The organism is Pedobacter heparinus DSM 2366, assembly GCF_000023825.1.
GTDB lineage: Bacteria > Bacteroidota > Bacteroidia > Sphingobacteriales > Sphingobacteriaceae > Pedobacter > Pedobacter heparinus.
Genome location: NC_013061.1, coordinates 173690 through 197476 on the forward strand (window position 1 = coordinate 173690; position 23787 = coordinate 197476).

Below are 23787 nucleotides of genomic sequence, written 5' to 3' on the forward strand. Positions count from 1 at the left end.
TTATTATAAGCTGATCCAACCTTGAGGAAATGACATGCGGACATTTATATCCTTGTCATTTGTCCATTTTTCAGGAGCAATGACAATTTTATCCGGATTGGGATTTAGCCATGCTGCCCACCAGCTAAAACTGCTGTTTGCAACAATATGATGTTTGCAGCTACTCATTAGCTGCATGTCGATATAACTTGATGTTCCTTTATTCCAGGATATAAAGCTACAATCCTGGAGCTTAAGGTTAGCGATACACCAGTCGATATCATCGGAGAAAATAAAGAATCTGGCGGCGTTGACTTTGGATGTAATGTAGTTGATCGCTGTCTGGTAATACTCGGGGCCGCACAGGCCACCAAGTAAAGGGTCTTTTATGTAGTCGCCCCTTCTGATGTGGAGGGATATGCTGTTACTGAGTTTAGTCTGATCTAAAACCTCCTGGTTTTGTGCGGACAGGGGAGCCCTGAACTGAAAATCTTTTCTCAGGTCATCTGCTATGTGCTCAAAATATTGAAAATTTTGCCAGTATCCCCAATAGTAAGCGCTTTTGGGATTGTTTAACAGAGATGGATCGAAAGAAAATAGTTTTTTTTCTTCTATATAGGTATTTCGCAGGTTGAGGATTCTTCTAAGCTTTCTGTACAACCATTTTTTGTTGTAAAAAAGATCACTTGTAAAAGAGGAGACGCTGTTTACTTTTATATTGAAGATATGTTCCAGTTCAAAGCCATTGTGAAGTGTATATTCCTGGTAACCTTGTAAATCTGCCTTAACATGGGGGAATCTGTGTTGCAAGGATTTATAGAATGCGTATTGAAACATCTGGTTGCCCAGTCCACCCAGAAATCTGATAATTTTCATTGAACAAGCCTCTCGATTTTTTTTCTGTTTTTAAGTTTGCCGAACATTTTATTTGGATAAACGACCAATTCCTTTAATGGAAAGCTTAAATGCTTTTCTAAGTTGACGCGAAGTTACAAAAGACCAGCTAAAAAGATGTTTGTTTAATAATAATGGAAGGGCATTCATTTTAGCTTTTTTGGTGTAAATAATTTTGAACCAGTAATTAAACAACATTTTTTCGAAAGGGATGATGGGATATTTGTTTAATGCCCGGTTTGCGTACTTTAATTTGGTAAACAGGTAAAGATAATCAGAAAGGTCTGAATTATAGCTCCACATCAGGATGCTGTATAAGGCATCTGTAAGCCTTTTTTCGGGTTGGATCTGTAAGTTGGTCAGTTGTATTTTTTTGATCTCATAGAGTTTGGTCCAGCTTGTATCGGCATGAAGTACGGAAGTATTACTCTCGTGGTCCCTGTATTTAACCAGCACTTCGTCCAGGTTATCAACAGGATATTTTTCTGCAATGCGAATAAACAGCTCGTAATCTTCTGCCGGTGCAAAATCTTTATAGCCATGTAGTTCCTTTAGTACAGTGGTTTTATACATCACTGTGGAATTTACATAGGTATTGATAAAGAGGAGCGTCATTTTGATGTGCTCGTTTCCGGTTGGCACAATTAGGCGGTTGTCATCCAGTAACTTTCCATCTTTATCAATTACTTTACCATGCCCGCCGCATAAAGCATAGCCTGGATTTTCCTGCAGAAAACGATATTGAAGCTCGAGCCGGTTGGGGAGGGCGATGTCATCGCTGTCCAATATGGCCAGGTATTCGCCCCTTGCTTCCTTTAAGGCAACATTCCTGGTATAGACCAGGCCACGGTTTTTATCATTGTGGACCAACCTAATGCGGGAATCATTAAATTCAAGAACAAGCTGAACGGTCTCATCTGTTGATCCGTCATTGACAATTAATAACTCAAAATCTGTAAAAGTTTGGCTTAAAATACTTTTTATTGATTCATTTATATAATTTGCCGCATTGTAAGCAGCCATAAAAACGGTTATTTTTGGGGCCATATGGGCAAAGATAGTGTTAGCGTTGCACATTAGGGAATTTGGTATGATATGAAGAAAAGGATATTGTTTATTACCCAGGATCTTGGGAGGACCGGATCGGAAATGGTGTTGTGGTATTTGCTGATCAACCTGGACCGGGAGAAATATGAAGTTTCGGTTTTTTGCCTGAGAAAGGGGGCACTATATGACCTCCTGCCAGACTATATAGAAAAAAATATCCTGTATAAATCCAGCCCGGATTGGTCTGACCGTGCGTTCAGGCGCTTGATTAAGCTGTTCGGCGTACACCCTTTAACTTACCAGTTAAAGAGGATCCAGCAACGCTTTAAGGCAGATGTATGGTATGTAAATACCATTGCGGTTCCTGAGGTACTGGAGATCCCTAAACCTGAAGGAGTAAAAATGATTACCCATATCCATGAATATTTATATGCTTTTAGTGAAATTAAGGCGAAGACCCTGCAAAGGGCAATGGATTATTCCGATGCATGGATCGGCTGTTCTGATATGGTATGTGCAAAACTGGTTGACCTGAAGCAGCAGAATGTGTCCCTGCAATATAGTTTTGTGGATACGGAAACCATTCATACGGATCCGTTGAAAATTGCTGCCATTAAGGAAAAGCTGGGGATTTTACCTGGAGACCAGGTCTGGGTGGTTTCCGGGGGCACGAAATACATGAAAGGTCTGGACCAGGTTTTACCTATCCTGGAGCATTTTAAAGCGGAGCCGGTAAAGATCATCTGGCTTGGGGCACAGGTAAGTAATGCGCTGGAGTTATATGTAAGAACCGTTGCGGAGGAAAAATATCCGGGCAGGCTGTTGTTTGCCGGGGCTTTAGCTGCAGATTATTACAACTATATGTCTGCTGCAACTGGTTTGCTGCTGTTGTCGAGGGAAGAGACATTTTCATTGGTGATGATCGAGGCAGCTTATCTCGGCCTGCCCATCGTTGCTTTTGATATCGGTATTGCCAGTGCGTTTATACAAAAGGACATGGGAACTGTGGCCAAAAACCGTAACCTGGATGAATTGATCCTGGGCATGGAAAAAGTTCATGAGGGGGCTGGCTATAGTAAAGTAAGCTTAAGGAATGCAGCAATGGCCTATAGTGCAAAGCAGCAGCTCCCGCTTTATGAGCAGTTATTGGCTAAGGTCATCGCGCAGCTTACTGCTGAAAACCAGGACTAAAGGTTTTTGCTAAGCAGCCGTTGAATTTTTGACTCTAAGCTGTCAAACTGATGGATGATGTATTCTGCAGCATGTGGTTGAAACTTAGGCTGGCTGAGGAACTCCTGGTATAATTTTGGATTGCGGTGCAGTTCTTCTACCTGTTTATTTAGGCCGGCCAGGCTGTCTGGGCCATTGTAGAACAGGATCGCACCTTTATTGAGTACATCTGGTTCGGGATTGTTGTTGCTGCCCCAATAAATGGGAATGGTATTGTTTTTTATGGCCTCAAAAACTTTTTCGGTTACGTAGCCAGTTTCGTTTGAGTTTTCGGGACAGATGTTAAATTTATAATGGCCAATAAATCGTCCTTTATCATCGTTAAATACTGTTTTAAGCGCGGGAGTGTTGTTCATGTATTTGCCCCCGCTGTCTACCTGGTCAATTTTACTGAGGCTATTGAACAGAATGGTCCTGATTTTTCCATCGTCGTGGCTGCAGACTAAGGAAGTGAACTTTTTGTCTTCATCTTTGCAGATATCCCTGTTCACGAAATTTGATATCATGGTCCGGATCAGCTGGCTATCGGTTTCTGAATGGAACATATGTTCCATCCAGTAGGGAAAGCGTTGGTAATGTTCATGATCTATGTAATCAAATCCTATGGCGATATCGGCAATGTGTTTGCAATGGTCTTTGTATTCCCGGTAGCGCATGACATTCTCTCCGGTATAGAATAGTTTGATACGGCTCTTACTTTTTTTGATCAGTTCCTTTGGGCCGAAAACTGAACTGATGAGCAGGGAGTTCTCTGCCGTTAGCAGATGCGAGAACTGACGTTTAAGACGTCTGTAATGCCAGATCTTTTCTGCGTCGTTTGTCCAGCAGTTTAAGATCTCGATATGGTTTTCATCAGGAAGATAAGTATAGGGTATTGGTTTTTGGAGTCCGAGGAATTTGAACAGCGATTTTAATTTCATGAACGTTTAGGATCAGGGATGTTATTTTTTAAACAGCTTTTTTTTCAGTTTTTTAAAAAATGATTTTTTTTGTGACTGGTTGTTGGCTGTATAGTAATTAGGCATTTTGATGTAGTGTTCATATTCATTTGCCTTTAATACTTTGTGGTATTCCTCCAGCAAAGGTTTCACATCCGGGCGCATTTCCGGGGTAAATAAGGTCCATTTAGAAATGTTTAGCGGGTGGTTATAATCCCAGCCGCTAAAGTGAAAGAAAGATAGCGGGGTGGTACCGTTTACCATAAATATGCCTTCTTTTTGTGAGATGGTCCTTTCATGTAAATTCCAGTAGGCCACATTTAAGCCTGTATTTTGCTCGACATGCGCATTTTTAAAATACAGGGGAACAAAGTTTAGCCACAGCTGCTCGCCATAGTAGCCCCTTTTAAAATCATAAATGCAGTCGAGCACGGATCTTTCCCTGTGCCAGTTTATGAATGCATCAACCTGTGCCGATTTTTTCAACTTGAAAAAACCACCATTGTATAACCCTGCATTTAAAACTTCGAGTTCCTGCCTTTTCATTTCAACAGGGGGAGGAGATGAAAAGTGTGGTGTAAGGATAATTTCATGTTCATTGATCACGTTTTCTGGCAGGCGGCCAAAGAAGAGCATGTCGGAATCACCAAATATCACCTGATCGATTTCCTTTTTATCGAGAAAATGGCGCGCAAACAATATTTTGGAACTGTTTGCCAGTTGCATAGGGTTATAGTTTTGGGTAATGAAGCCAAATTCTTCTGCCTGCAGTTCATGCAGCTGAAGAATGGGATATTTACGCATCAGTTTATTTTTAGCTATGGCATCAGGTGTTAAGTAATCTGTAAGGCAAATGCAGACCTCGAATTCTGGATGCTGCTGTTTTACAGAATCGATCAGCGAAACGGCAAAGGGCAGGTAATTGGTTGTCGCAATGGTGAAAAATAAGGTCATAAAAATAGCTGGTCTAGTTTCTGATAACGGGCTTCCTGTTCGTAATCTGATTCAAATGCCTGTTTTGCATAAACAGACTGCTGCCGATAGATTTCAGGTTGTTCCAGCAGGGTAATGATGTGCCTGCTGAATTCTTTTGGATTATCGCTCACCAGGCAGCCGTTATTGGTTTTATTGATCAGGCCGTCTACCCCCCTGGTGTTGCATACTACAGGCAGGTGATGGGATAGGGCCTCAATCACTTTAATTTTTGTTCCCGTACCTGAAAGCATCGGACATATCGCGATTTTTGCCTGATGATAGCAGGTGTCCAGCTCGGTTGCAAAAGGGATAAGGGTAATGTTATTGTAATTCCCTTTAATAAAAGCAGTAACCTGTCCGATGATACAGATGTTTATAGTTTTTGGAAGCAGAGGGTACACTTGCGTCATGAACCAGTTTGCGGCCTCTATGTTATGCGGGTTTTTACTGGCCACATAGATAAGATCGAACTTCCGTTCTGCTACCGGAACTGGACTGGCCTCTGACTTTTTGATCATCATTGGGGCCAGGGCGATTTCAGTTTTACAGAACTGACTGAAAAGATATTGTTCTTCAACAGAGATGGCCAGTACTTTATCAAACAGGGACAGCCTCCTGATCTCTTCCTGAAAGGAAGCACCTATAGGATATTTTTCCTGATGCTGGGCAGTTAAAAAATCGTGGGTGTCTAATAGGGTTGTTGCTTTTCCGAGGTTTGGGTTATTTTCTATCAGGGATGACCAGCTTGCATAGTTGATGAAGATGTAATCGTATTGGTTTTGCCGGAGTATTTTATTGAAAGCCCGTTTTAGGCGAATGCTAACCAACTCCGGAAAGTTTAGCGGGAACAAGCCCCACTTTTTCTGATAGAAAAAATTAGGCAGTTTGTAACAGAAGAAGTAGTAAAGCAGATTCTTTTTAGGAGCCTTTCTGGGCAGCACCCAGGTTTGACTGGCGAGCCCGCTGTTTTCAAATTCCCGGATGTCCGTTTCGTTCCATTCCCCCCAGTAGTACTCGCTTACAAAGTGGACCTGAAAACCCCTGGATTTAAAATAATCCAGGAAGCTTAATGCCCGGATTTTGTTGCCGGCATTTTTTTTTAAAGGATTATCGGGCATGAAAAACAAAATCTTTTTCATCTTATTCTTCAAAGGTCTGCATATCTATCAGCCTTCTGTACAGGCCGTCATTTTTCATCAGTTCGTTATGAGCACCCTGTTCTACCACAGTGCCTTTATCTAAAACAATGATCAGATCTGCATTTTGTATTGTTGATAAGCGATGTGCAATGATCAAAGAGGTGCGGTTTTCCATGAGTTTGTAGAGGGCATCCTGTACCAGTTTTTCCGATTCCGTATCCAATGCCGATGTAGCTTCATCTAAAAGCATGATAGGTGGATTGCCCAATACGGCCCTGGCAATACAGATCCTTTGTTTTTGCCCGCCTGATAAGCGGATGCCGCGGTCGCCTATAAAGGTTTCATAACCATTTTCCGTATCGAGGATAAAATCGTGCGCGTTGGCAATTTTGGCTGCACGGGTAACTTCTTCTAAAGTAGCGTCTGGTTTCGCGAAAGCAATATTATTGAAAATGGTATCATTAAACAGGATCGATTCCTGGTTAACAAAGCCCATTAGTCCTCTTAAAGAATTGGTATTTACGTTGCTGATGCTGACATCATCTATATAGATATCACCTTGCTGGGGCTCAATAAAGCGCGGCAACAGATCCATTAAGGTAGATTTTCCGCCTCCGGAAGGGCCAACAAGGGCAACCGTTTTACCTTTAGGGATTTCTATGTTCACGTGGTTCAATACCCTGCGTTCGCCATAAGCAAAGGATACATCGGCAAATTTAATGGCTTTTTCAAAAGACTTTAAAACAATGGCATCTGGTTTATCTACCATTTCGGGCCTGGTATCGATGAGGTCTAATACACGTTTGCCCGCCGCGAGTCCGGTATGTATGGCACTAAAAGCATCAGATAGTGCTTTTGCCGGACGTGTAACCTGCGAGAATATGGCGATATAGGCTATAAATTCGGAGGAGGTTAGGGAAGACTGTCCTGTTAATACCATGGACCCCCCAAAATAGACAATCCCTGCCACCATCATTACACCCAGAAATTCGGATACCGGCGAGGCGAGTTGCTGTCTGCGTACCATTTTTCTGGTAATGTTGGAGTAATTTACATTCTCCTGATGAAACCGCTCTTTTACATATTCAGTTGCATTAAAAGCTTTCACGATCTTAATGCCCGACAGGGCCTCATCCAGATAGCCCAGCATGGTGGCAAAAGTTTCGTGTGCTTTGGTAGCCTGCTGCCGCAAACGTTTTACGATTTTGGCTATAATGAGGCCTGATATGGGGATAACAAGTAATGAAAACAAGGTGAGTTTTACAGAAATGGCAAAAAGAAATATGATGTATACAATTAGTGTTACGGGTTCTTTAAATACAACCTGTAAAGTGTTGGTCACCGTAAACTGCACTACCTGTACATCTGAGGAGACTTTAGAGATGATATCACCTTTACGCTGGCTGTTAAAATAACCAATATGAAGGTTCATCACATTGTTAAATACAGATTTTCTTAAGCTTAACAAAGTATGGACACGAAGGTCTTCCATGATCCTGTTGGAAAAGTATTTAAAGACATTAGAGAGCAATACCGAAATCACAATGACAATGCACACAAACTTTAAGGCCCCCTGAGGTCCGTAGTTGGTGACATAATAATTTGTCTCTTCCCTGAAACGGGCCATGATGTCCCACCAGTCCTTATCTTGAACGCCAACCGGATGAATTGCTTTGGCACTAGCTACAACGGCCTGACTATTAAATAAGGTATCTAATAGGGGAACCAGTAAAGCCAGGTTTAATGTATTAAACAGGATATACAAGAGGGTGGTGATGACATAGGGGATAGCAAATTTTTCAATTGGCCTTGCATATGCTAATAATCTGAAATAGTCTTTCATTTAAGAATTTGAAATTTTTCAAAGGTAAGGATTTACAACCATGTTTAAAATACGGGCATAATGCGCACTTTCTCTACACTATTGGAGCGCTACAAAATAAATTTTGTTTATTTGTGCATACTCAATCCGGAATGAATACCCTTAAGTCACTTATTACAGAAATTGGGCGTGGGAGCTTTAATGCTTTGGCGAGGGCGATTACGCTTGTAGAAAATGACATTGCTCCGGCCGCTGAATTATTGAGGACCATAAACACAGACACAAAGGTTCCGGTAATTGGGATAACCGGTCCTCCGGGTGCCGGAAAAAGTACCCTTGTTAATGCAGTAACTGCAGCGCTTGTTAAGCAGGGCAAAAAGGTAGCGATCCTGGCCATCGACCCGACATCGCCCTTTAATTTTGGGTCTTTACTGGGCGACAGGATCAGGATGGCCCAGCTGTTTAACCATCCTGGGGTTTATATCCGATCGCTGGCTACCCGTGGTGCATTGGGGGGGATTTCAGCAAAAACCATTGAAATTGTGGATGTGCTGAAAGCCGGGGGATTTGATCTTATCCTCGTGGAAACGGTGGGCGTCGGACAATCGGAGGTAGAGATTGCCGGACTTGCAGATAAAACGATTGTAGTACTTGTTCCCGAATCGGGGGATGAGATCCAGCAGATCAAATCGGGATTGATGGAGATTGCACAGGGCTTTGTGGTGAATAAGGCAGACCGGGAGGGGGCCGATACTTATGCGAACAACCTGAAAAAACTGGTCCACCATCAGCAAAATCAGATTCCTGTTTTTAAAACGGTGGCCGACAAAGCGCAGGGGATTGCCGAGTTATGTGAATGGTTGTTGCAGCCCGCGTTAAGGGATAATGAGCGTAAATCTTATTTGCTGACAGAAAAGGCTTTTAAAATTATACAGCATTACCGCATGGCAGATGTGGACCGTAAACAGTTGCATGGAAAAATCAGGGAGGCTTTGAAAGATCCTGGATTTAATATCTATCGTTTTACTGATAACTGGGTATAAGAACAGGCAGAGTGTAGCATTTAAATTAATGACCTGTCTTAAAAACAGGACTTCAGTGTCTGCTGCATTAGGACATTAAATAAAATATTTTGGCATTTAATTACTTTTTAAGAAACCAATAATTGTACTTTATACACGATTTACGCCTGAAATGCTTTTTTAATGCGGTATGAAAAAATATTTTTTGGGGTTTAAATACTGTTTAGATGGCCTGTTATCGTTAAATGAGCTTATTTATTTATAATTTAGAAGTTTGGAACGGAGTTTGTGTAAGTGTTTTGAGAATTTAAAAATTTGTTTAATTTTGCTACACAAAAAAATTATACAATTAAAATTTGTTTAACCTTAAAAAAGAAAATTATGAATTATTCTACTTTAAAAAAGGGTCTAGCAGCTTCTTTTGTAGCATTAATAGGAGTAACAACTCTTGCTAATGCTCAGGACGCTTCGACTTCTTCTTCTTCAGCCAAGGTATTTGGTGGAAGAGGTCAGTACAGGACGTGGTCTTTAGGTGTTAACGGTGGTGTTTTATCTCCATTTGTTGCTATCGGCGGATCAAACGACTTTACTAACTTCGACGTTAACTTAGGTTACGGTATCTCATTGAGAAAACAATTGGGTCATGCATTTGGCTTAGAAGGTAACGTTTTCCGTGGAAAAGTTTCCGGTACTAACAAAGATGCTCCAGGTGGTGCAGTAAATGGTATCAGAGAATTCGAAACTGAATTGGCTTATGCTACTGACTTAAGAGGTGTTGTTAATGTGGCAACTGTTGACTTTTTACGTCGCGAAAACTCAGTTAACTTCTTCGTAACTGCTGGTTATGGTGTTGCTGCTTACAGAACTGCATTAAACGGTGCTGACATCAAAAACTTACCAGAAAACAAAGGTGATAACGGAGACAAAAAATACATCAAAGAAGCTTATATCCCAGTTGGTGCTGGTATTAAATTCAAAGTTTCTGAGCGTGTATCATTTAACTTAGGTTATACCATGCACTTTATCGACGGAGATAACTTTGACGGAGTTTACGCTAAAGCAACTTCTAAAGATAAATTCTCTTACGGATATGCTGGTTTAGAATTCTCTTTAGGATCTAAATCTAAACCGAACCTGGATTGGGTTAACCCATTGGCTTTAATGTATGATGAATTGAAAGATCCTTCATTACGTCAGGAAGTTGAAGCTTTGAAAAACCGTGTGTCTAACATTGAAAAATCTGTTGAAGATTTGAAAAAAGACAGCGATGGTGACGGTGTAGCTGATCAGTTTGATAAATGCCCAGGTACTCCGGCTGGTACTGCTGTTGATGGTTCAGGATGTCCTCTACCTAAAGCACCAGAGCCTACTGTAAAAGACCAAAGCACTTTAACTGGTTTTGAAACTATCCAGTTTGAATTTAACTCTTCAGTTTTAAAAACTGATTCTTACCCTACTTTAGATAAATTATCTTCAGTATTGCGTGAAAACGGTGGTAAAGTAACTGTAAAAGGTTATGCTTCAAGCGAAGGTACTGCTGCATACAACCTGAAATTATCTAAAGACAGAGCAAATTCTGTTAAAACTTACTTAGTGAACTCTGGCGTTAATGCTAGTCAGGTTGTAACTAAAGGTTATGGTGAAGCTAATCCAATTGCTTCTAACGATACTGAAGAAGGTCGTATCCAAAACCGTCGTGTTGAATCATCTAGAAACTAATTATTTCTAAATAAAATACGAAAAAAAGAGGGCTTCAATTTTGAAGCCCTCTTTTTTTTATTTATACCTTTGTATAAGTATGTACCTATTCAGAAAAAAAGACCCGAACAGGCCGGTAAACACTAATATCAAAATTATGCACATCATTAATGCAACAGCCATTATTGTGTTTATTGCAGGTATTTTATGGAAGCTGATTGATTGGTTTCTTTTAGGCTGATTTCTAAAAAAGCATAGCATACACTGATTTATAACTGCATAAAAATGAAGAAGATTATCAATACCACAAATGCCCCGGCACCGATAGGCCCCTACAATCAGGCGGTAATTGCCAATGGTTTTTTGTTCCTGTCCGGCCAGGTCGCCATCAATCCTGCCACAGGAGAATTAACCCAGTCTTCTATTGTTGAAGAAACGAACCAGGTGATGAGGAATATCAAAGCGGTATTGCTGGAAGCTGGTTATGGCTTTGAAGATGTGGTTAAGACAACTATCTTTTTGTCAGACATGGGGCTGTTTGCTGAAGTGAATGATGTATATGGTTCTTATTTCGAAACTGATTTCCCTGCACGGGAAACCGTAGCCGTAAAAGGCCTTCCCAAAGGTGTGAACGTAGAAATTTCAATGACAGCATTTAAAGGCTAAGCCCTTGCAACCATCGAACTTTAGGTATTTTTTTGCGGGTATTCTGTCTTTTGCAATCTGGGGCTTTTTCTCTATCCCTTTACGAAACCTGAAAGCTTTTCCTTCGGAAGAAATTCTGTATTACCGTATTTTTACCTCAGTCATTTTCATTTGGCTGGCCATTTTTATCTTCAGAAAAAAACAGCTAAGGACTGATCTGGTCTATTTCAAATCTCTTAAATTAAAAGGAAAACGAAATGTTTTATTGCAGCTTGTTGTTTCCACTTTATTACTGACGGGGAATTGGTATACTTATATTTATGCAGTAAATAATGTCAGCCTGCAATCGGCTGCCTTTGCTTATATGGTTTGTCCGCTCATTACGGCCTTCGGCGGATTTATCATTTTAAAAGAAAAACTTTCAGGCTTAAAACTCATCTCGCTGGGAATTGCCTTACTAAGTATCCTGCTGCTGGCAACAGGTTCTTTGGTAGAGGTATCGTGGTCTGTAATCATTGCCTCGCTATATGCATTTTATCTGATTATACAACGTAAAATGCAGTACCTGGATAAACTAAATGTGCTTGCAGTTCAGATAGGCCTGGCTGTTTTGCTGATGCTGCCTTTGTATCTTGCCCGGCATGCCGGATTTCCGCAATCGTTGTGGTTTTGGGAAAATATTACGGTAATAGCTGTTTTCTTCACCATTATTCCGTTGTTCATGAGCCTTTATGCTTTAATTGGAATCCCCTCGTCAACACTGGGTATTATCATTTATATCAATCCAATTATCGCCTTTGCAATAGCTATTTTTTATTTTGGGGAGCAGGTTAATGCACATCGGCTGTTTGGTTATACATTGCTCCTGGCATCAGTATTGGTATTTAATTGGGTCATCATAAAAGATATTCTTACATTTAAGATAAAAAAAACATAGAGCCTTGTTTGCATCTACCTTAGATACGACTATAGAATTTTTAAAGGGCGTAGGGCCCAGGCGTGCAGAGCTTTTACAGAAGGAGCTAGGTATCTTTACCTATGGACAGCTGCTCAATTATTTCCCTTTCAGGTATATTGACAGGACAAGGTTTTATAAGGTCAATGAACTGGATCCTGAGCTCCCTTACGTGCAGATTTTGGGAAGAATTACCGCTAAGGAACAGATTGGGGAAAAACACAAAAAACGTATTGTAGCAAAACTGACGGATGAGACGGGCTCAATTGAACTGGTATGGTTCCAAAGTTTAAAATGGGTTGATGAGCACATCGTAAAAGGCAAGGTTTACATTGTATTTGGTAAGCCTACTGTTTTTAATGGAAGCTTTAGCATTTCACATCCTGATCTTGAAAACTATCCGCGACCGGCCACAGTTACAGGGAATTTAAGGCTGCAACCGGTTTATAATTCGACAGAGAAATTAAAGAAATCTTTTTTGGATAGCAAGGGCATCCAGAAACTTCAGGCCTTGTTACTGGAGCAACATCTTCATGAAGTTAAAGAAACCATACCTCCTTATATCCTTCAAAAATATCAGATGATTTTGAGGAAGGAAGCAATCTTAAACATTCATTTTCCCAAAGATGTGGCGAGCTTAAAAAAGGCAGAGAGCCGATTGAAATTTGAAGAATTGTTCTTTATCCAGTTGCAGTTGCTGCATAATAAGCAACTTAGGGAACTGAAATTTAAAGGGCACCTGTTTGATAAAGTTGGTGAAGGGGTGAATACATTTTACAGGGAAATACTTCCTTTTAAACTAACCAATGCACAGAAACGTGTAATCAAAGAAATCAGACTGGATACACAGCGTGGGATACAGATGAACAGACTGGTGCAGGGGGATGTAGGAAGCGGGAAAACTGTAGTAGCCCTGATGAGCATGCTGCTGGCCAGCGACAATGGTTATCAGGCCTGTATGATGGCCCCTACGGAGATTTTGGCCCGGCAGCATTATGAATCTATCATTTCCCTGTTAAAAGACCGTCTGGTTAAGGTGGCCATCCTTACAGGAAGTTCAACTAAGAAACAGAGAACACAACTACATGCGGCGCTTGAGGCTGGTGAAATTAATATACTGGTGGGCACACATGCCCTGATTGAGGATAAGGTGGTGTTTAAAAGTCTGGGAATGGTGGTGATTGATGAGCAACACCGTTTTGGAGTGGAGCAAAGGGCCAGGCTCTGGCGTAAAAATGCGATACCGCCACATATTCTGGTCATGACGGCTACCCCCATTCCGCGAACATTGGCCATGACGATGTATGGCGATCTGGATGTATCGGTAATTGATGAGCTGCCCGCCGGAAGAAAACCGATTGAAACCCGGCACCTGTATGAAGGACAACGGCTGAGGATGTTTGGTTTTATGAAGCAGGAGATCGCAAAAGGCAGGCAGGTATATGTGGTTTATCCATTGATCAAGGAAAGTGAAAAACTGGATCTGTTGCATTTGGAAGCTGGGATAGAGCAGATGGGCTACCAGTTCCCGCGTCCTGACTATCAGATCAGTATTGTGCATGGTAAAATGAGCAATGCTGATAAGCAGTATGAAATGCAGCAGTTTATAAACGGGAAAAGCCAGATTATGGTGGCTACTACCGTAATAGAAGTTGGGGTAAATGTTCCGAATGCATCGGTGATGATCATTGAGAATGCCGAACGTTTTGGGCTTTCGCAATTGCACCAGCTGAGAGGGCGTGTGGGCAGAGGTGCAGCACAGTCGTTCTGTATCCTGATGTCGGGAAATAAATTAAGTGCCGACGGGAAGCTGCGTCTGGAAACAATGGTTAAAACCAATAATGGTTTTGAAATATCAGAGATTGACCTGCAATTGCGCGGACCGGGCGACATTACCGGTACACAACAGAGTGGGGTACTGGAACTAAAGCTGGCCGATCTGGCCAAAGATCAGCTCATTTTACAGGAGGCCCGAAATACGGTTATTGAAGTACTTGCCGCAGACCCGCATCTGGAGTTGCCCGAAAACAGCTTGCTGAAAACCTATTTGTCAAAAAGAAGAACCGGCATTGCCTTCGATAAGATCTCCTGATCAATCTTCATCACTGCCAGGTAAAGACCCGGATCCTGAATAAGCTCCCTTGCGAATAATTGGCATTTTAAGATATTTGTACAGTTCATCAAGATGCATCAGGCTGCCATTGGTTAAATTGCCTAAAAAGATAACCACAATGTTCTTTTGCACATCCCGCACATAAATGTGCCTGAAACCATGCCACCAGCCGGTATGGTATACTACCTTTCTGCCGTTTTCGCCATCAAACATCCTCCAGCCATAGCCATAATTGAAATGTCCGTTTACAGCCTTGTTGCGCCCTTTATAGGCAGAATCAATGCTTTTCTGAGTAAGTAAGCGGCCGTTTTTTAAATACTTATCATATAAGACCAGATCGTGTAAAGTACTGTAAATGCCCTTATCGCCCACCGGCCCGTCTAAAAAGTTTTGGGCTACAGAATAGCGCCAGGTACGGTCGTGGCCCACAACATCCACCGGAATTTTCTCATATTCTGTTGTTGAATAAACATGCGTGTGTTTAAGCCCTGCAGGTTTAAACACATGCTCCATCATGTATTGGGAAAAGCGTTGGCCGGTTACCTTTTCTATAATAGCGCCCAGCACCATAAAGTTGGAGTTGTTGTAGTGGAAACGGTTGTTGGGTTTGGTATAGGGGTTTGGCTTTTTATCGGCAATAATTTCCATGACTTCCTGGTTGGATACCCCTTTTTTCATGTTGCGTTTTTCCTTGCGCCAGATGTCATCAATAAAATAAACATAATTCATCATTCCGCTGCGGTGCGACAACAGCAGTTCTATGGTGATGCCATCATAAGGAAAGTTGGGATAGAATTTTTTTACGTCGTCTGTTAGCTTCAATTTTCCGGCTTCAACCAATTGCATAACGGCCACGCCGGTGAAGGTTTTGGTAATGGATGCCAGTTCAAATTCGGAGTTTATTTTCAGGCTGTCGCGGTGCAGGTAATCTGCCCAGCCGATTGCTTTTTCGTAGAGGATCTTTCCATCCTTTGCAACCAGCATATTTCCGTTGAAACCATATTTTTTATGCAGGTTCTGTACAAAGTCGGCAATCCATTTATCGCCTTTGGCCGGATTATATACCAGTAAAAGACTATCGGCCTTATCATCTTCTGCAACTCTTACTTTTTTATCAGCATCTGCTTTTTTCGCTTTTTCTTCGGGCGATGAACAAGATGAGAAGAATAAAATGGTTAGGGAAAGGGCTAGAGTTAACAGACGAGACTTCATGAAGAATTGCAATACAGGTTAAAAAGTCGAAAAATAAGGATTTTTAACCCTTTTAACGCAAAAGAGTTTTAAACATTATGTCATTTGTATTTATTAATTACATAAATAGAATCCATTGAGAGACAAAAACCTTAAATTTGTGACAACAAAAAAAGTAGAACAGATGAATTTTAGAACCGAACACGATACGATGGGTGAAGTGCAGGTGCCTGCTGATAAATATTGGGGTGCTCAAACTGAACGTTCAAGAAATAACTTTAAGATTGGTCCGGAGGCCTCCATGCCTAAAGAGATCATCCATGCCTTTGGATATTTGAAAAAAGCGGCTGCATTGGCCAATACTGAACTGGCGGTTTTGACATCAGATAAGGCAGATTTAATTGCCAGGGCCTGTGATGAAGTCATTGCAGGAAGTTTGGATGATCAGTTCCCATTGGTGATCTGGCAAACGGGTTCAGGTACACAAAGTAACATGAATGCCAATGAGGTGATTGCTTACCGGGCGCATGTGCTAAATGGTGGATCACTGGCTGACGAGAAGAAAGTGCTGCACCCCAATGATGATGTGAATAAATCTCAATCTTCCAATGATACTTATCCAACAGCGATGCACATTGCAGCGTATAAGCAAGCTGTGGAAGTTACCCTTCCGGGACTGGAGAAGTTGCACCAAACACTTGTTGCAAAGTCTGAAGAATTTGCCCATATAGTTAAAACCGGCCGTACCCATTTTATGGATGCAACGCCGTTAACACTGGGACAGGAGTTTTCTGGTTATGCCCAGCAGGTAAGCAATGGTATCAGGGCGGTTAAAAATGCCTTGGTTATGATTACTGAACTGGCTTTAGGCGGTACTGCAGTTGGTACAGGTTTAAATACACCTAAAGGCTACGATGTTTTGGTGGCTAAAAAAATAGCTGAACTGACAGGTTTGCCATTTGTGACTGCGCCCAACAAATTTGAGGCTTTAGCTGCACATGATGCGATGGTGGAGCTTTCGGGTGCTTACAAACGTGTTGCAGTTTCTTTGATGAAAGTGGCGAATGATGTCAGGATGCTGAGCTCTGGCCCGCGTTCTGGAATAGGGGAAATCATTATTCCTGATAATGAGCCCGGATCGTCTATTATGCCAGGGAAAGTTAATCCTACACAGCCGGAAGCCCTCACTATGGTTTGTGCACAGGTTATTGGAAATGATGTTGCGGTAAGTATTGGTGGGGCTACCGGTCATTTTGAACTGAATGTTTTTAAACCGGTAATTGCAGCTAATGTTTTACAATCGGGGCGCCTGATTGGTGACGCCTGCGTTTCGTTTAATGACCATTGTGCCGCGGGGATTCAGCCAAATCTGCCTGAAATTAAAAAACACCTGCAAAACTCTTTGATGCTGGTTACGGCCCTAAACCCTCATGTAGGATATGAAAATGCTGCAAAAATTGCAAAGAAAGCACATAAAGAAAATAAAACTTTAAGGGATGCCGCCGTAGAGCTGGGGCTGTTGACAGGTGAACAATTTGATGCCTGGGTTCGTCCGGAAGATATGGTAGGCAGTTTAAAATAATAGTTTTAGCTGGATGGATATGCTGAGACTGGTATTTTATCTGTTGCTTATTGTATGTGTTTCTGCTGCCTGCAGAAGGCTGCCAGATGTGCAGGGAAAAGGGGAAGCTTTTTTACAGGGGATATGGAACCAGGATAGTGTTCCAAATTCAACCAAGCTGTTAAATTATACACAGCATAAATTTAAGTTTACCTGTGATTCCTTTTATGTTGACCTGACTACACACTCTAAAGTAAATTACTATGCAGATTCCTGTTTTAACGGCGGAATATGGAAAGAGTACGCTAAGGGGGTGTACGCTGTAAGGGGGGATAGTTTATTTTTGGAAGGGACCTATACCAAAGCGAATTATAAACAGAAAATATCCGGCTGTTACCAGATTGGCCGGTATATCAGAACTTTTTATATCAAATCAGCCACAGCCGAAGAATTACAACTGGAAAGCATCAATGACCAACGCGAGTGTGACCTGGTTTTAAAGGAACGGATCGTTTGTGTGCCCAAGGAATTGTAATAAAATTAATAATTATATACCAATGAAAAATTATACAGTTACTAAGGTGGGTAAGGCCCTGCTGATCCTTGCCCTTGTTGTATATCTGCCGTTAAATGCTGCTGCCTGGGGCATGCTGGGACATCGCATTGTAGGTCAGATTGCAGAAGGCTATTTGAGCAATAAGGCAAAAAAAGGTATAAAAGATGTGCTGGGAAATGAGAGTTTGGCAATGGCCAGTAACTGGGGCGATTTTATAAAATCGGACCCTGCTTATGATTATCTATACAACTGGCATTTTGTAAACCTGCCGGCAGGTTTGGATAAGCAGGGCGTTTTTGACCAGCTGGATAAAGAAACATCACCCAATGTATACAATAAGATCCCGGAAATGGCCGCTGTGTTAAAGAACAGACAAAGCACTGCAGAGGAGAAAAGGCTGGCCATGCGGTTACTGATCCATTTGGTGGGCGACTTAAACCAGCCGATGCATACGGCAAGAAAGGAAGACCTCGGGGGCAATAAAGTTTTTGTGACCTGGTTTGGTGAAAAATCTAACCTGCACAGGGTTTGGGATGAAGGACTGATTGAGTACCAGCAACTGAGCTACACAGAATACGCAAATGCAATTAATTATCCTTCCAACGATCAGCTGAACAGCTGGAGAAACAATTCCTTGAAAGATTTCGTTTATGGATCCTATCAGGCATGTAACCGGATCTATGCCGATATCAAGCCGGAGGAAAGGCTGAGTTATAAGTATAATTTTGAATTTGTAGGGTTGCTGAACGAACAGCTTTTAAAGGGTGGAATCTGTCTGGCCAATATGCTAAACGATATTTATAAATAGAAATGAAGTTATTGATGGTTTGCCTGGGTAACATCTGCCGTTCGCCGCTGGCAGAGGGCATCATGAGACATTTGGCGGATGAACAGCAACTGGGCTGGGAAATCTCTTCGGCAGGGACCGGCGACTGGCATGTCAACCAGCCGGCCGACAGGAGAAGTATTGCAGTGGCTAAAAAGTTTGGATATGATATTTCAGCGCAAAGGGCCAGGCATTTCAATGCGAAGATGTTTGATGAATTTGACCATATCCTGGTTATGGATCGTCAAAATTTAAGAGATGTGCTGCAACTTGCTTCAAACGACCGGCAGCGTAAGAAGGTGAGATTGTTTTTAACAGATGACCTTGAGGTTACAGATCCGTATTATGACGATAACTTGTTTGAGCCGGTGTTTTTAGGTATAGAAGAACGGTGTAAACAACTCATAAAAGAGATAAAGTAAGGAATACGGAATGGTGAATATAATGGAACCTAAGCTTTTTATGGTTTTGCTGGGCTGTAAACCAGAGGGAAGGCATACGGAACAACACGATGTGTTTTTTGGAATAGGTCATTCTCTTGCAGAATTAAAACAGGATATGATCGGTTTTTGGCCGGAAGCCAAGGCTAAGCTACATATTGATGCCTGGAGGGAAGTAACTGCAGTTGCTGGCCACCAGCTAAAAATAGTGCCTGCAAACAAGCAAAATGACCAGCATGCGGCTAAACTTTTTTTCATCAACCTGGGTGGATACAAAAAAGGGGAATTTGATGAGCTGCATTATAAGATGCTGATCGTGGCGGATGACCTTGCCGGCGCTACCAGGACAGCGAAAGATACTGCTTTTTATAAGCATACTGGTTTTGAAGGGGCAGTTTCCCATATTGATGATAAATACGGCGTCGATGTTGATGATGTTTTTGAAATTGCGGATGTGCTTCCGGTAAGTGTTAAACATAAATTCAGTGTGCAGATTATGCCTTTTTCTGCCGCAGTAGAAGACGGGATGCAGCTCGGTTATATGCCCTTAAGTAAGGTTTAAACGGAATGCTTTTGATTTAGTTTACAGCCGTTTACTTAAAATTGTTATATCTTTATCGAATGAACAAAACTTGTTTAATGTTGATCTGCCTGTTTTTTTCGGTTCAGGCAATGTCTCAGAGCAATACTTTTTTGTCGCAACAGCCTCCTAGCGGTGCAGTGAACATCGTTGTTTCCAATCTGGAAGAAAATGATGGCGATGATTATTTTGCAGAGGCAGAGAAGAATGAGCGGCGGGGAGATTTAAATGATGCCATTACCTTGTTCGGTAAAGCCGCATTTGAGTACAACAGTTCTAAAAAGTTTACACAATATGGCTCTGCCCTGCTGAGACTGGCCAATGTTCATTTTTTACTGGCACATTATTCGGAAGCAGAGCAGGTTACCTTAAATGTAGCGCTTAAAAACTATTCAAAGATTGGCAGTAAAACCGGGCAGATGGAATCGTATGGCCAGCTGGGGAGAATATATTTTGCTGCCAATAAGCTTACGCAATCTTTATGGTTTTATACCCAGCAGGGTATTCTTGCACAGCAAATCGGAAATAATAATGCTTATATAGATTCCATATTGGGTTTGGCACAGGTTAAAACAAAGAAAAAAGAATATACACTTGCAGCAAGAGACCTGAACAGGGCTGAACTTTTGGCCAGGTCTTCAAGTCTGACCAGGTTCAAGACCCAGATCCGAGAAGCAAGGGCCCAGATTCCGGCTAAAGCAATGGCAAAGAAATAGTTGATTATGCCAAATAAATTGTAACAGAAATAGTTTTTTTGTATTATTGATGCTTAAGTAATTGACTACTTTCGGTATGTTTACAGAAAAGAGACAGTAATAATACTGTCTCTTTTCTGTTTATTTCTGAAATTGGTATCATATTAGTGCGAAATATAAAAATGGATTTTAAAATAGTAAAAGAGATGTTGAAAAAGATATTACTGGTAACGTTTACTGCCGCTGTTCTTGCATGTCATGCTGCACCTAAACCTCAGCCAATGGTTCAGGGGGTAAACAATATCCTGCCTGATGAAAAGCAGGCTTTGGTTTGTAAAGAAATAGTGGGGTTGATTGAGAACTACAATTACAAAAAGATCAAGGTGAACGATTCTATCTCTTCGCTTGTTTTAGACAAATACATTAAGGCACTGGATCCTTATAAATATTATTTCCTGGCAGCTGATATTAAGGAATTTGAAAAATTCAGGTATACACTTGACGACGATTTTCGGAATGGGGAATTAAGTGCGCCATTTTATATTTTTAATGTTTATTTAAAACGCTATAATGAATTTATAAATTATGCATTTACCCAGATCAAGGCAAAGCAAAATTTTAATTCGACTGAGACCTATGTATATGACCGTGAGAAAATGCCGTGGACCACTTCTAAGGCAACGCTCGATGATCTATGGAGGAAACGTGTAAAATATGAACTGGTAAACCTCAAAATTGCCGGAACACCTGAGGACAAAAATGTAGAAACCTTAACAAAACGTTACGAGGCACTTAAATCGCAGGCATCCAAACTAAATAATCAGGACGTTTTTCAAACCATTATGGATGCGTTTACGGAGACCATTGATCCGCATACCAACTATTTTAACCCGGCAAATGCACAACAGTTTAATGAAGATATGGCCCGTTCTTTTGAGGGTATCGGGGCAAGGCTGCAACTGGAAAATGAGATACTTAAGATTGCCGAGGTTATTCCTGGCGGCCCGGCGTTTAAAAGCAAATTGCTAAGTGCTGGCGATAGGATCATCGGTGTTGCGCAAGGTTCTGGTGAATTTGAAGATATCATTGGCTGGAGAATAGAAAACTCGGTTTCTAAAATTAAAGGACCTAAAGGCACCAAGGTCCGTTTAAAGATTATTCCGGTAGGTATGGAAATGTCGTCCAAGCCAGTAATCATAGAGCTGGTGAGAGAGAAGATCGTAATGGAAGATCAGTCGGCCAAAAAGAAAGTCCAAACCATCGAATCAAATGGCAGGCCATATAAAATAGGTATCATTACTGTACCTGCTTTCTATGCTGATTTTAAAGCTGCAAATGCAGGCGATCCTAATTATAAAAGTACCACACGGGATGTAAAACTGCTGATCGATACTTTAAAGAATAAAGATAAGGTAGATGCCATTGTAATGGACCTTCGGGCAAATGGTGGTGGCTCTTTGGTAGAAGCTATAGACCTTACCGGTCTGTTTATTGACAAAGGCCCGGTGGTACAGGTAAAAGATCTGAGGAACAATATAGAAGTTAATGAGGATACTAACCCTGGCGTGGCCTGGAGCGGGCCTTTTGGTGTAATGGTTGACCGTTTAAGCGCTTCAGCATCAGAAATTTTTGCCGGGGCCATTCAGGATTACGGAAGAGGGATCATCATGGGGACCCAAACTTATGGTAAAGGTACCGTACAGTCGTCGATAGACATGAATAAGCTGGTGAACCCTTCCATGTTGCAAAGACTTGCAGCCCTTGTAGGCAAGAATGCCGGGCTCACAGGAACAAATAAGGAAGGTGTTCAGCTGGGACAGATCAATCTTACCATGGCTAAATTTTACCGTGTAACGGGAAGCAGCACCCAGCATAAAGGCGTGATGCCGGATATTGAGTTCCCATCTATCTATCCGATGGATAAAATTGGTGAAGATACAGAACCTTCGGCCTTACCATGGGATGAGGTCAAACGGTCTAACTTTACAACGGTTGCGAACTTGGCACCAGTTAAACCGGAACTTATTGCATGGCATAAAGCACGGATGGCAAAGTCGCTCGACTATAAAATAATGGAACAGGATATCGCGGATGCCAAAAAACGCGAGGGGGAAGTTTCGGTTTCTTTAAATGAAGTGAAACTGAAGGCAGAAAGAGATAGTCTGGAAGCAAAAAATTTGGCCAAGCTAAATTCCTTAAGGGCTTCAAGAGGATTGGCGCCAATGAAAAAGGGCGAGAAAATCAAGAAAGAGGATAATTTCGATTTTATACTGGATGAAAGCTTAAGGATAATGACCGATTTTATGCAGGTTACTGATCCGGCAAGTAAAGGATTGGTAAAGAATCAGGGTGCTTTAAATTAGCAAGCCCATTTAAAACGAAATCCATTAAAAAAGGGGATCCAGATTCTGGATCCCCTTTTTTAATGTGGCTTATGGTTTATTTGCCTGACTTGTTTTGGGTCTCTTTTTGCATCTGCATAGCCATCATTTCTTTCATAGTACGGTTCATGCCTTCTGTAGAGCCATCAAGGAAGATGACGTTGCCTTCACTGTTCTCTGCAAATTGTTTAATGGATTCTGTCCACATGGTAAACAGGATTACAGAAATATCAAGATTTGCCTCTTCCATTTCCTGCGCAGCTTTTGTCATGCCATGTGCAACTTCGGCCCTGAATAAGGCAATACCCTGTCCACGTAACTGTGCGGCTTCACGTTCAGCGGCAGCAGCAATTTTAATGGCGTTTCCGTCTGCTTCTGCACCTTTTGTTTTGGTGATCAGCAAAGCCTGCCCTTCATTCTCTGCGGCGGCTTTTAAATTATTAGAAGCAACCACCCGGCTCATAGAGCGCATGATCTCTTCGTCGAAGGTAATGTCGTTCAGTTGCAGGTCTTGCAGGTGATAGCCCCAGGTTTCCAGTACCTGATCAATCTGATGCTTCACGTGTTCTACAATCTCATTGCGTTGCGCCAGTACATTGGCTTGCTTTTGTGTAGCTACATAAGCCCTGATCGAACCTTCTATGGTGCGGATGAGTGCCTGCATTAGATTGGTTGAATCGACGAATTTAAAGGCCACGTTTTTAATGGTCTCTTCATCGTGATTGATAACAGAATAGAGCAGCATGGCCTTAAAATATACATTGGCCTGGTCCTGTGTAACCGCCTGAAAGGACAATTCGACCGACCTGTTTTGTATAGATATGCGGGAATGGATAGCTTCTATTAATGGAATTTTTAAACTAAGGCCCGGACTAAGTAATCTCCTGTATTTGCCAAAAATTGTAATTACTGCAATTGTTCCCTGTTTAACCGTAACAAAAGAACTGAGCAGGATAACCACTGCGACGAAAAGAAAAATGTAAAATGAATAAGCCATAAGATTGTTTAATAGTGAATAGATCCTTCAAGATACGAACATTTCCTGGCCATCTAAAGATTAATTGTTCAATAGGGGTATTATTCTATATGCGGGCACAGAT

Annotated in this window: 22 protein-coding genes; 14 read left to right on the plus strand and 8 right to left on the minus strand. The window is 41.6% G+C overall.

The window, feature by feature from the left end; all coding sequences use genetic code 11:
* Window positions 1–3: 3 nt before the first annotated feature.
* Window positions 4–855 (minus strand): alpha-1,2-fucosyltransferase, encoded by an 852-nt coding sequence (locus PHEP_RS00735; protein WP_012780325.1) that lies wholly within the window; start codon window positions 853–855, stop codon window positions 4–6.
* A gap of 48 nt (window positions 856–903) precedes the next feature.
* Window positions 904–1920, minus strand: coding sequence for a glycosyltransferase family 2 protein (locus PHEP_RS21395; protein WP_012780326.1), 1017 nt, complete (start codon window positions 1918–1920; stop codon window positions 904–906).
* Window positions 1921–1968: 48 nt separating this feature from the next.
* Between PHEP_RS21395 and PHEP_RS00745 the strand changes: the two genes are divergently transcribed.
* Window positions 1969–3111 carry a glycosyltransferase gene (locus tag PHEP_RS00745; RefSeq protein ID WP_012780327.1) on the plus strand — a complete coding sequence of 381 codons (1143 nt, stop codon included), beginning with the start codon at window positions 1969–1971 and terminating at the stop codon, window positions 3109–3111.
* On the opposite strand, the gene PHEP_RS00750 is transcribed toward PHEP_RS00745, so the two are convergent.
* The 4 genes from PHEP_RS00750 to PHEP_RS00765 are packed head-to-tail and all read right to left on the minus strand — an operon-like array spanning window position 3108 to window position 8045.
* Window positions 3108–4070 (minus strand): glycosyltransferase family 10 domain-containing protein, encoded by a 963-nt coding sequence (locus PHEP_RS00750; protein WP_012780328.1) that lies wholly within the window; start codon window positions 4068–4070, stop codon window positions 3108–3110. The two genes, PHEP_RS00745 and PHEP_RS00750, sit on opposite strands and share 4 nt — an antisense overlap.
* Before the next feature lie 21 nt (window positions 4071–4091).
* A complete protein-coding gene (locus PHEP_RS00755; protein ID WP_012780329.1) occupies window positions 4092–5042 on the minus strand; it encodes a glycosyltransferase in 951 nt (316 codons plus the stop codon).
* On the minus strand, window positions 5039–6202 hold the full coding sequence (locus tag PHEP_RS00760) for a glycosyltransferase (RefSeq protein ID WP_012780330.1): 1164 nt from the start codon (window positions 6200–6202) through the stop codon (window positions 5039–5041). Before PHEP_RS00760 ends, PHEP_RS00755 begins: the two co-directional genes overlap by 4 nt.
* 1 nt (window position 6203) lies before the next feature.
* Complete coding sequence (locus PHEP_RS00765) at window positions 6204–8045, minus strand: ABC transporter ATP-binding protein (protein ID WP_012780331.1); 1842 nt, start codon at window positions 8043–8045, stop codon at window positions 6204–6206.
* Between the two features lie 131 nt (window positions 8046–8176).
* Between PHEP_RS00765 and meaB the strand changes: the two genes are divergently transcribed.
* The 6 genes from meaB to recG all read left to right on the plus strand — a co-directional run bounded on the left by meaB (window position 8177) and on the right by recG (window position 14436).
* The gene (meaB, locus tag PHEP_RS00770) at window positions 8177–9067 is read left to right on the plus strand and encodes a methylmalonyl Co-A mutase-associated GTPase MeaB (protein WP_012780332.1); all 891 of its coding nucleotides are present in this window, start codon (window positions 8177–8179) and stop codon (window positions 9065–9067) included.
* Window positions 9068–9427: 360 nt separating this feature from the next.
* The gene (locus PHEP_RS00775) at window positions 9428–10765 is read left to right on the plus strand and encodes an OmpA family protein (RefSeq protein WP_012780333.1); all 1338 of its coding nucleotides are present in this window, start codon (window positions 9428–9430) and stop codon (window positions 10763–10765) included.
* 79 nt (window positions 10766–10844) lie between these two features.
* Window positions 10845–10985 carry a DUF6728 family protein gene (locus PHEP_RS22125; RefSeq protein ID WP_012780334.1) on the plus strand — a complete coding sequence of 47 codons (141 nt, stop codon included), beginning with the start codon at window positions 10845–10847 and terminating at the stop codon, window positions 10983–10985.
* Between the two features lie 44 nt (window positions 10986–11029).
* Window positions 11030–11410 (plus strand): RidA family protein, encoded by a 381-nt coding sequence (locus PHEP_RS00780; RefSeq protein ID WP_012780335.1) that lies wholly within the window; start codon window positions 11030–11032, stop codon window positions 11408–11410.
* Between the two features lie 4 nt (window positions 11411–11414).
* A complete protein-coding gene (locus PHEP_RS00785) occupies window positions 11415–12326 on the plus strand; it encodes an EamA family transporter (RefSeq protein ID WP_012780336.1) in 912 nt (303 codons plus the stop codon).
* A gap of 4 nt (window positions 12327–12330) precedes the next feature.
* Complete coding sequence (gene recG, locus PHEP_RS00790) at window positions 12331–14436, plus strand: ATP-dependent DNA helicase RecG (protein WP_012780337.1); 2106 nt, start codon at window positions 12331–12333, stop codon at window positions 14434–14436.
* Here the strand turns inward: recG and PHEP_RS00795 are convergent, their stop codons facing one another.
* Complete coding sequence (locus PHEP_RS00795) at window positions 14437–15669, minus strand: serine hydrolase domain-containing protein (RefSeq protein WP_012780338.1); 1233 nt, start codon at window positions 15667–15669, stop codon at window positions 14437–14439. It abuts the gene before it with no gap.
* A 163-nt stretch (window positions 15670–15832) separates the two neighbouring features.
* Between PHEP_RS00795 and fumC the strand changes: the two genes are divergently transcribed.
* The 7 genes from fumC to PHEP_RS00830 all read left to right on the plus strand — a co-directional run bounded on the left by fumC (window position 15833) and on the right by PHEP_RS00830 (window position 22669).
* A complete protein-coding gene (gene fumC, locus PHEP_RS00800; RefSeq protein WP_012780339.1) occupies window positions 15833–17230 on the plus strand; it encodes a class II fumarate hydratase in 1398 nt (465 codons plus the stop codon).
* A gap of 19 nt (window positions 17231–17249) precedes the next feature.
* A complete protein-coding gene (locus tag PHEP_RS00805; RefSeq protein ID WP_036675370.1) occupies window positions 17250–17744 on the plus strand; it encodes a hypothetical protein in 495 nt (164 codons plus the stop codon).
* 22 nt (window positions 17745–17766) lie between these two features.
* Window positions 17767–18573: a S1/P1 nuclease gene (locus PHEP_RS00810; protein ID WP_012780341.1), complete on the plus strand. Its 807-nt coding sequence runs from the start codon at window positions 17767–17769 to the stop codon at window positions 18571–18573.
* 2 nt (window positions 18574–18575) lie between these two features.
* Complete coding sequence (locus tag PHEP_RS00815) at window positions 18576–19013, plus strand: low molecular weight protein-tyrosine-phosphatase (RefSeq protein ID WP_012780342.1); 438 nt, start codon at window positions 18576–18578, stop codon at window positions 19011–19013.
* A gap of 22 nt (window positions 19014–19035) precedes the next feature.
* Window positions 19036–19593: a DUF1543 domain-containing protein gene (locus PHEP_RS00820; RefSeq protein WP_238326525.1), complete on the plus strand. Its 558-nt coding sequence runs from the start codon at window positions 19036–19038 to the stop codon at window positions 19591–19593.
* A 59-nt stretch (window positions 19594–19652) separates the two neighbouring features.
* Window positions 19653–20327, plus strand: a complete 675-nt coding sequence (locus tag PHEP_RS00825) for a tetratricopeptide repeat protein (protein WP_143715676.1) — start codon at window positions 19653–19655, stop codon at window positions 20325–20327.
* Window positions 20328–20488: 161 nt separating this feature from the next.
* Entirely contained in the window at window positions 20489–22669 is a 2181-nt protein-coding gene (locus tag PHEP_RS00830; protein WP_012780345.1) for a carboxy terminal-processing peptidase, read from the plus strand.
* Between the two features lie 76 nt (window positions 22670–22745).
* Here the strand turns inward: PHEP_RS00830 and PHEP_RS00835 are convergent, their stop codons facing one another.
* Window positions 22746–23684 carry an SPFH domain-containing protein gene (locus PHEP_RS00835; RefSeq protein ID WP_012780346.1) on the minus strand — a complete coding sequence of 313 codons (939 nt, stop codon included), beginning with the start codon at window positions 23682–23684 and terminating at the stop codon, window positions 22746–22748.
* Window positions 23685–23787: the final 103 nt, after the last annotated feature.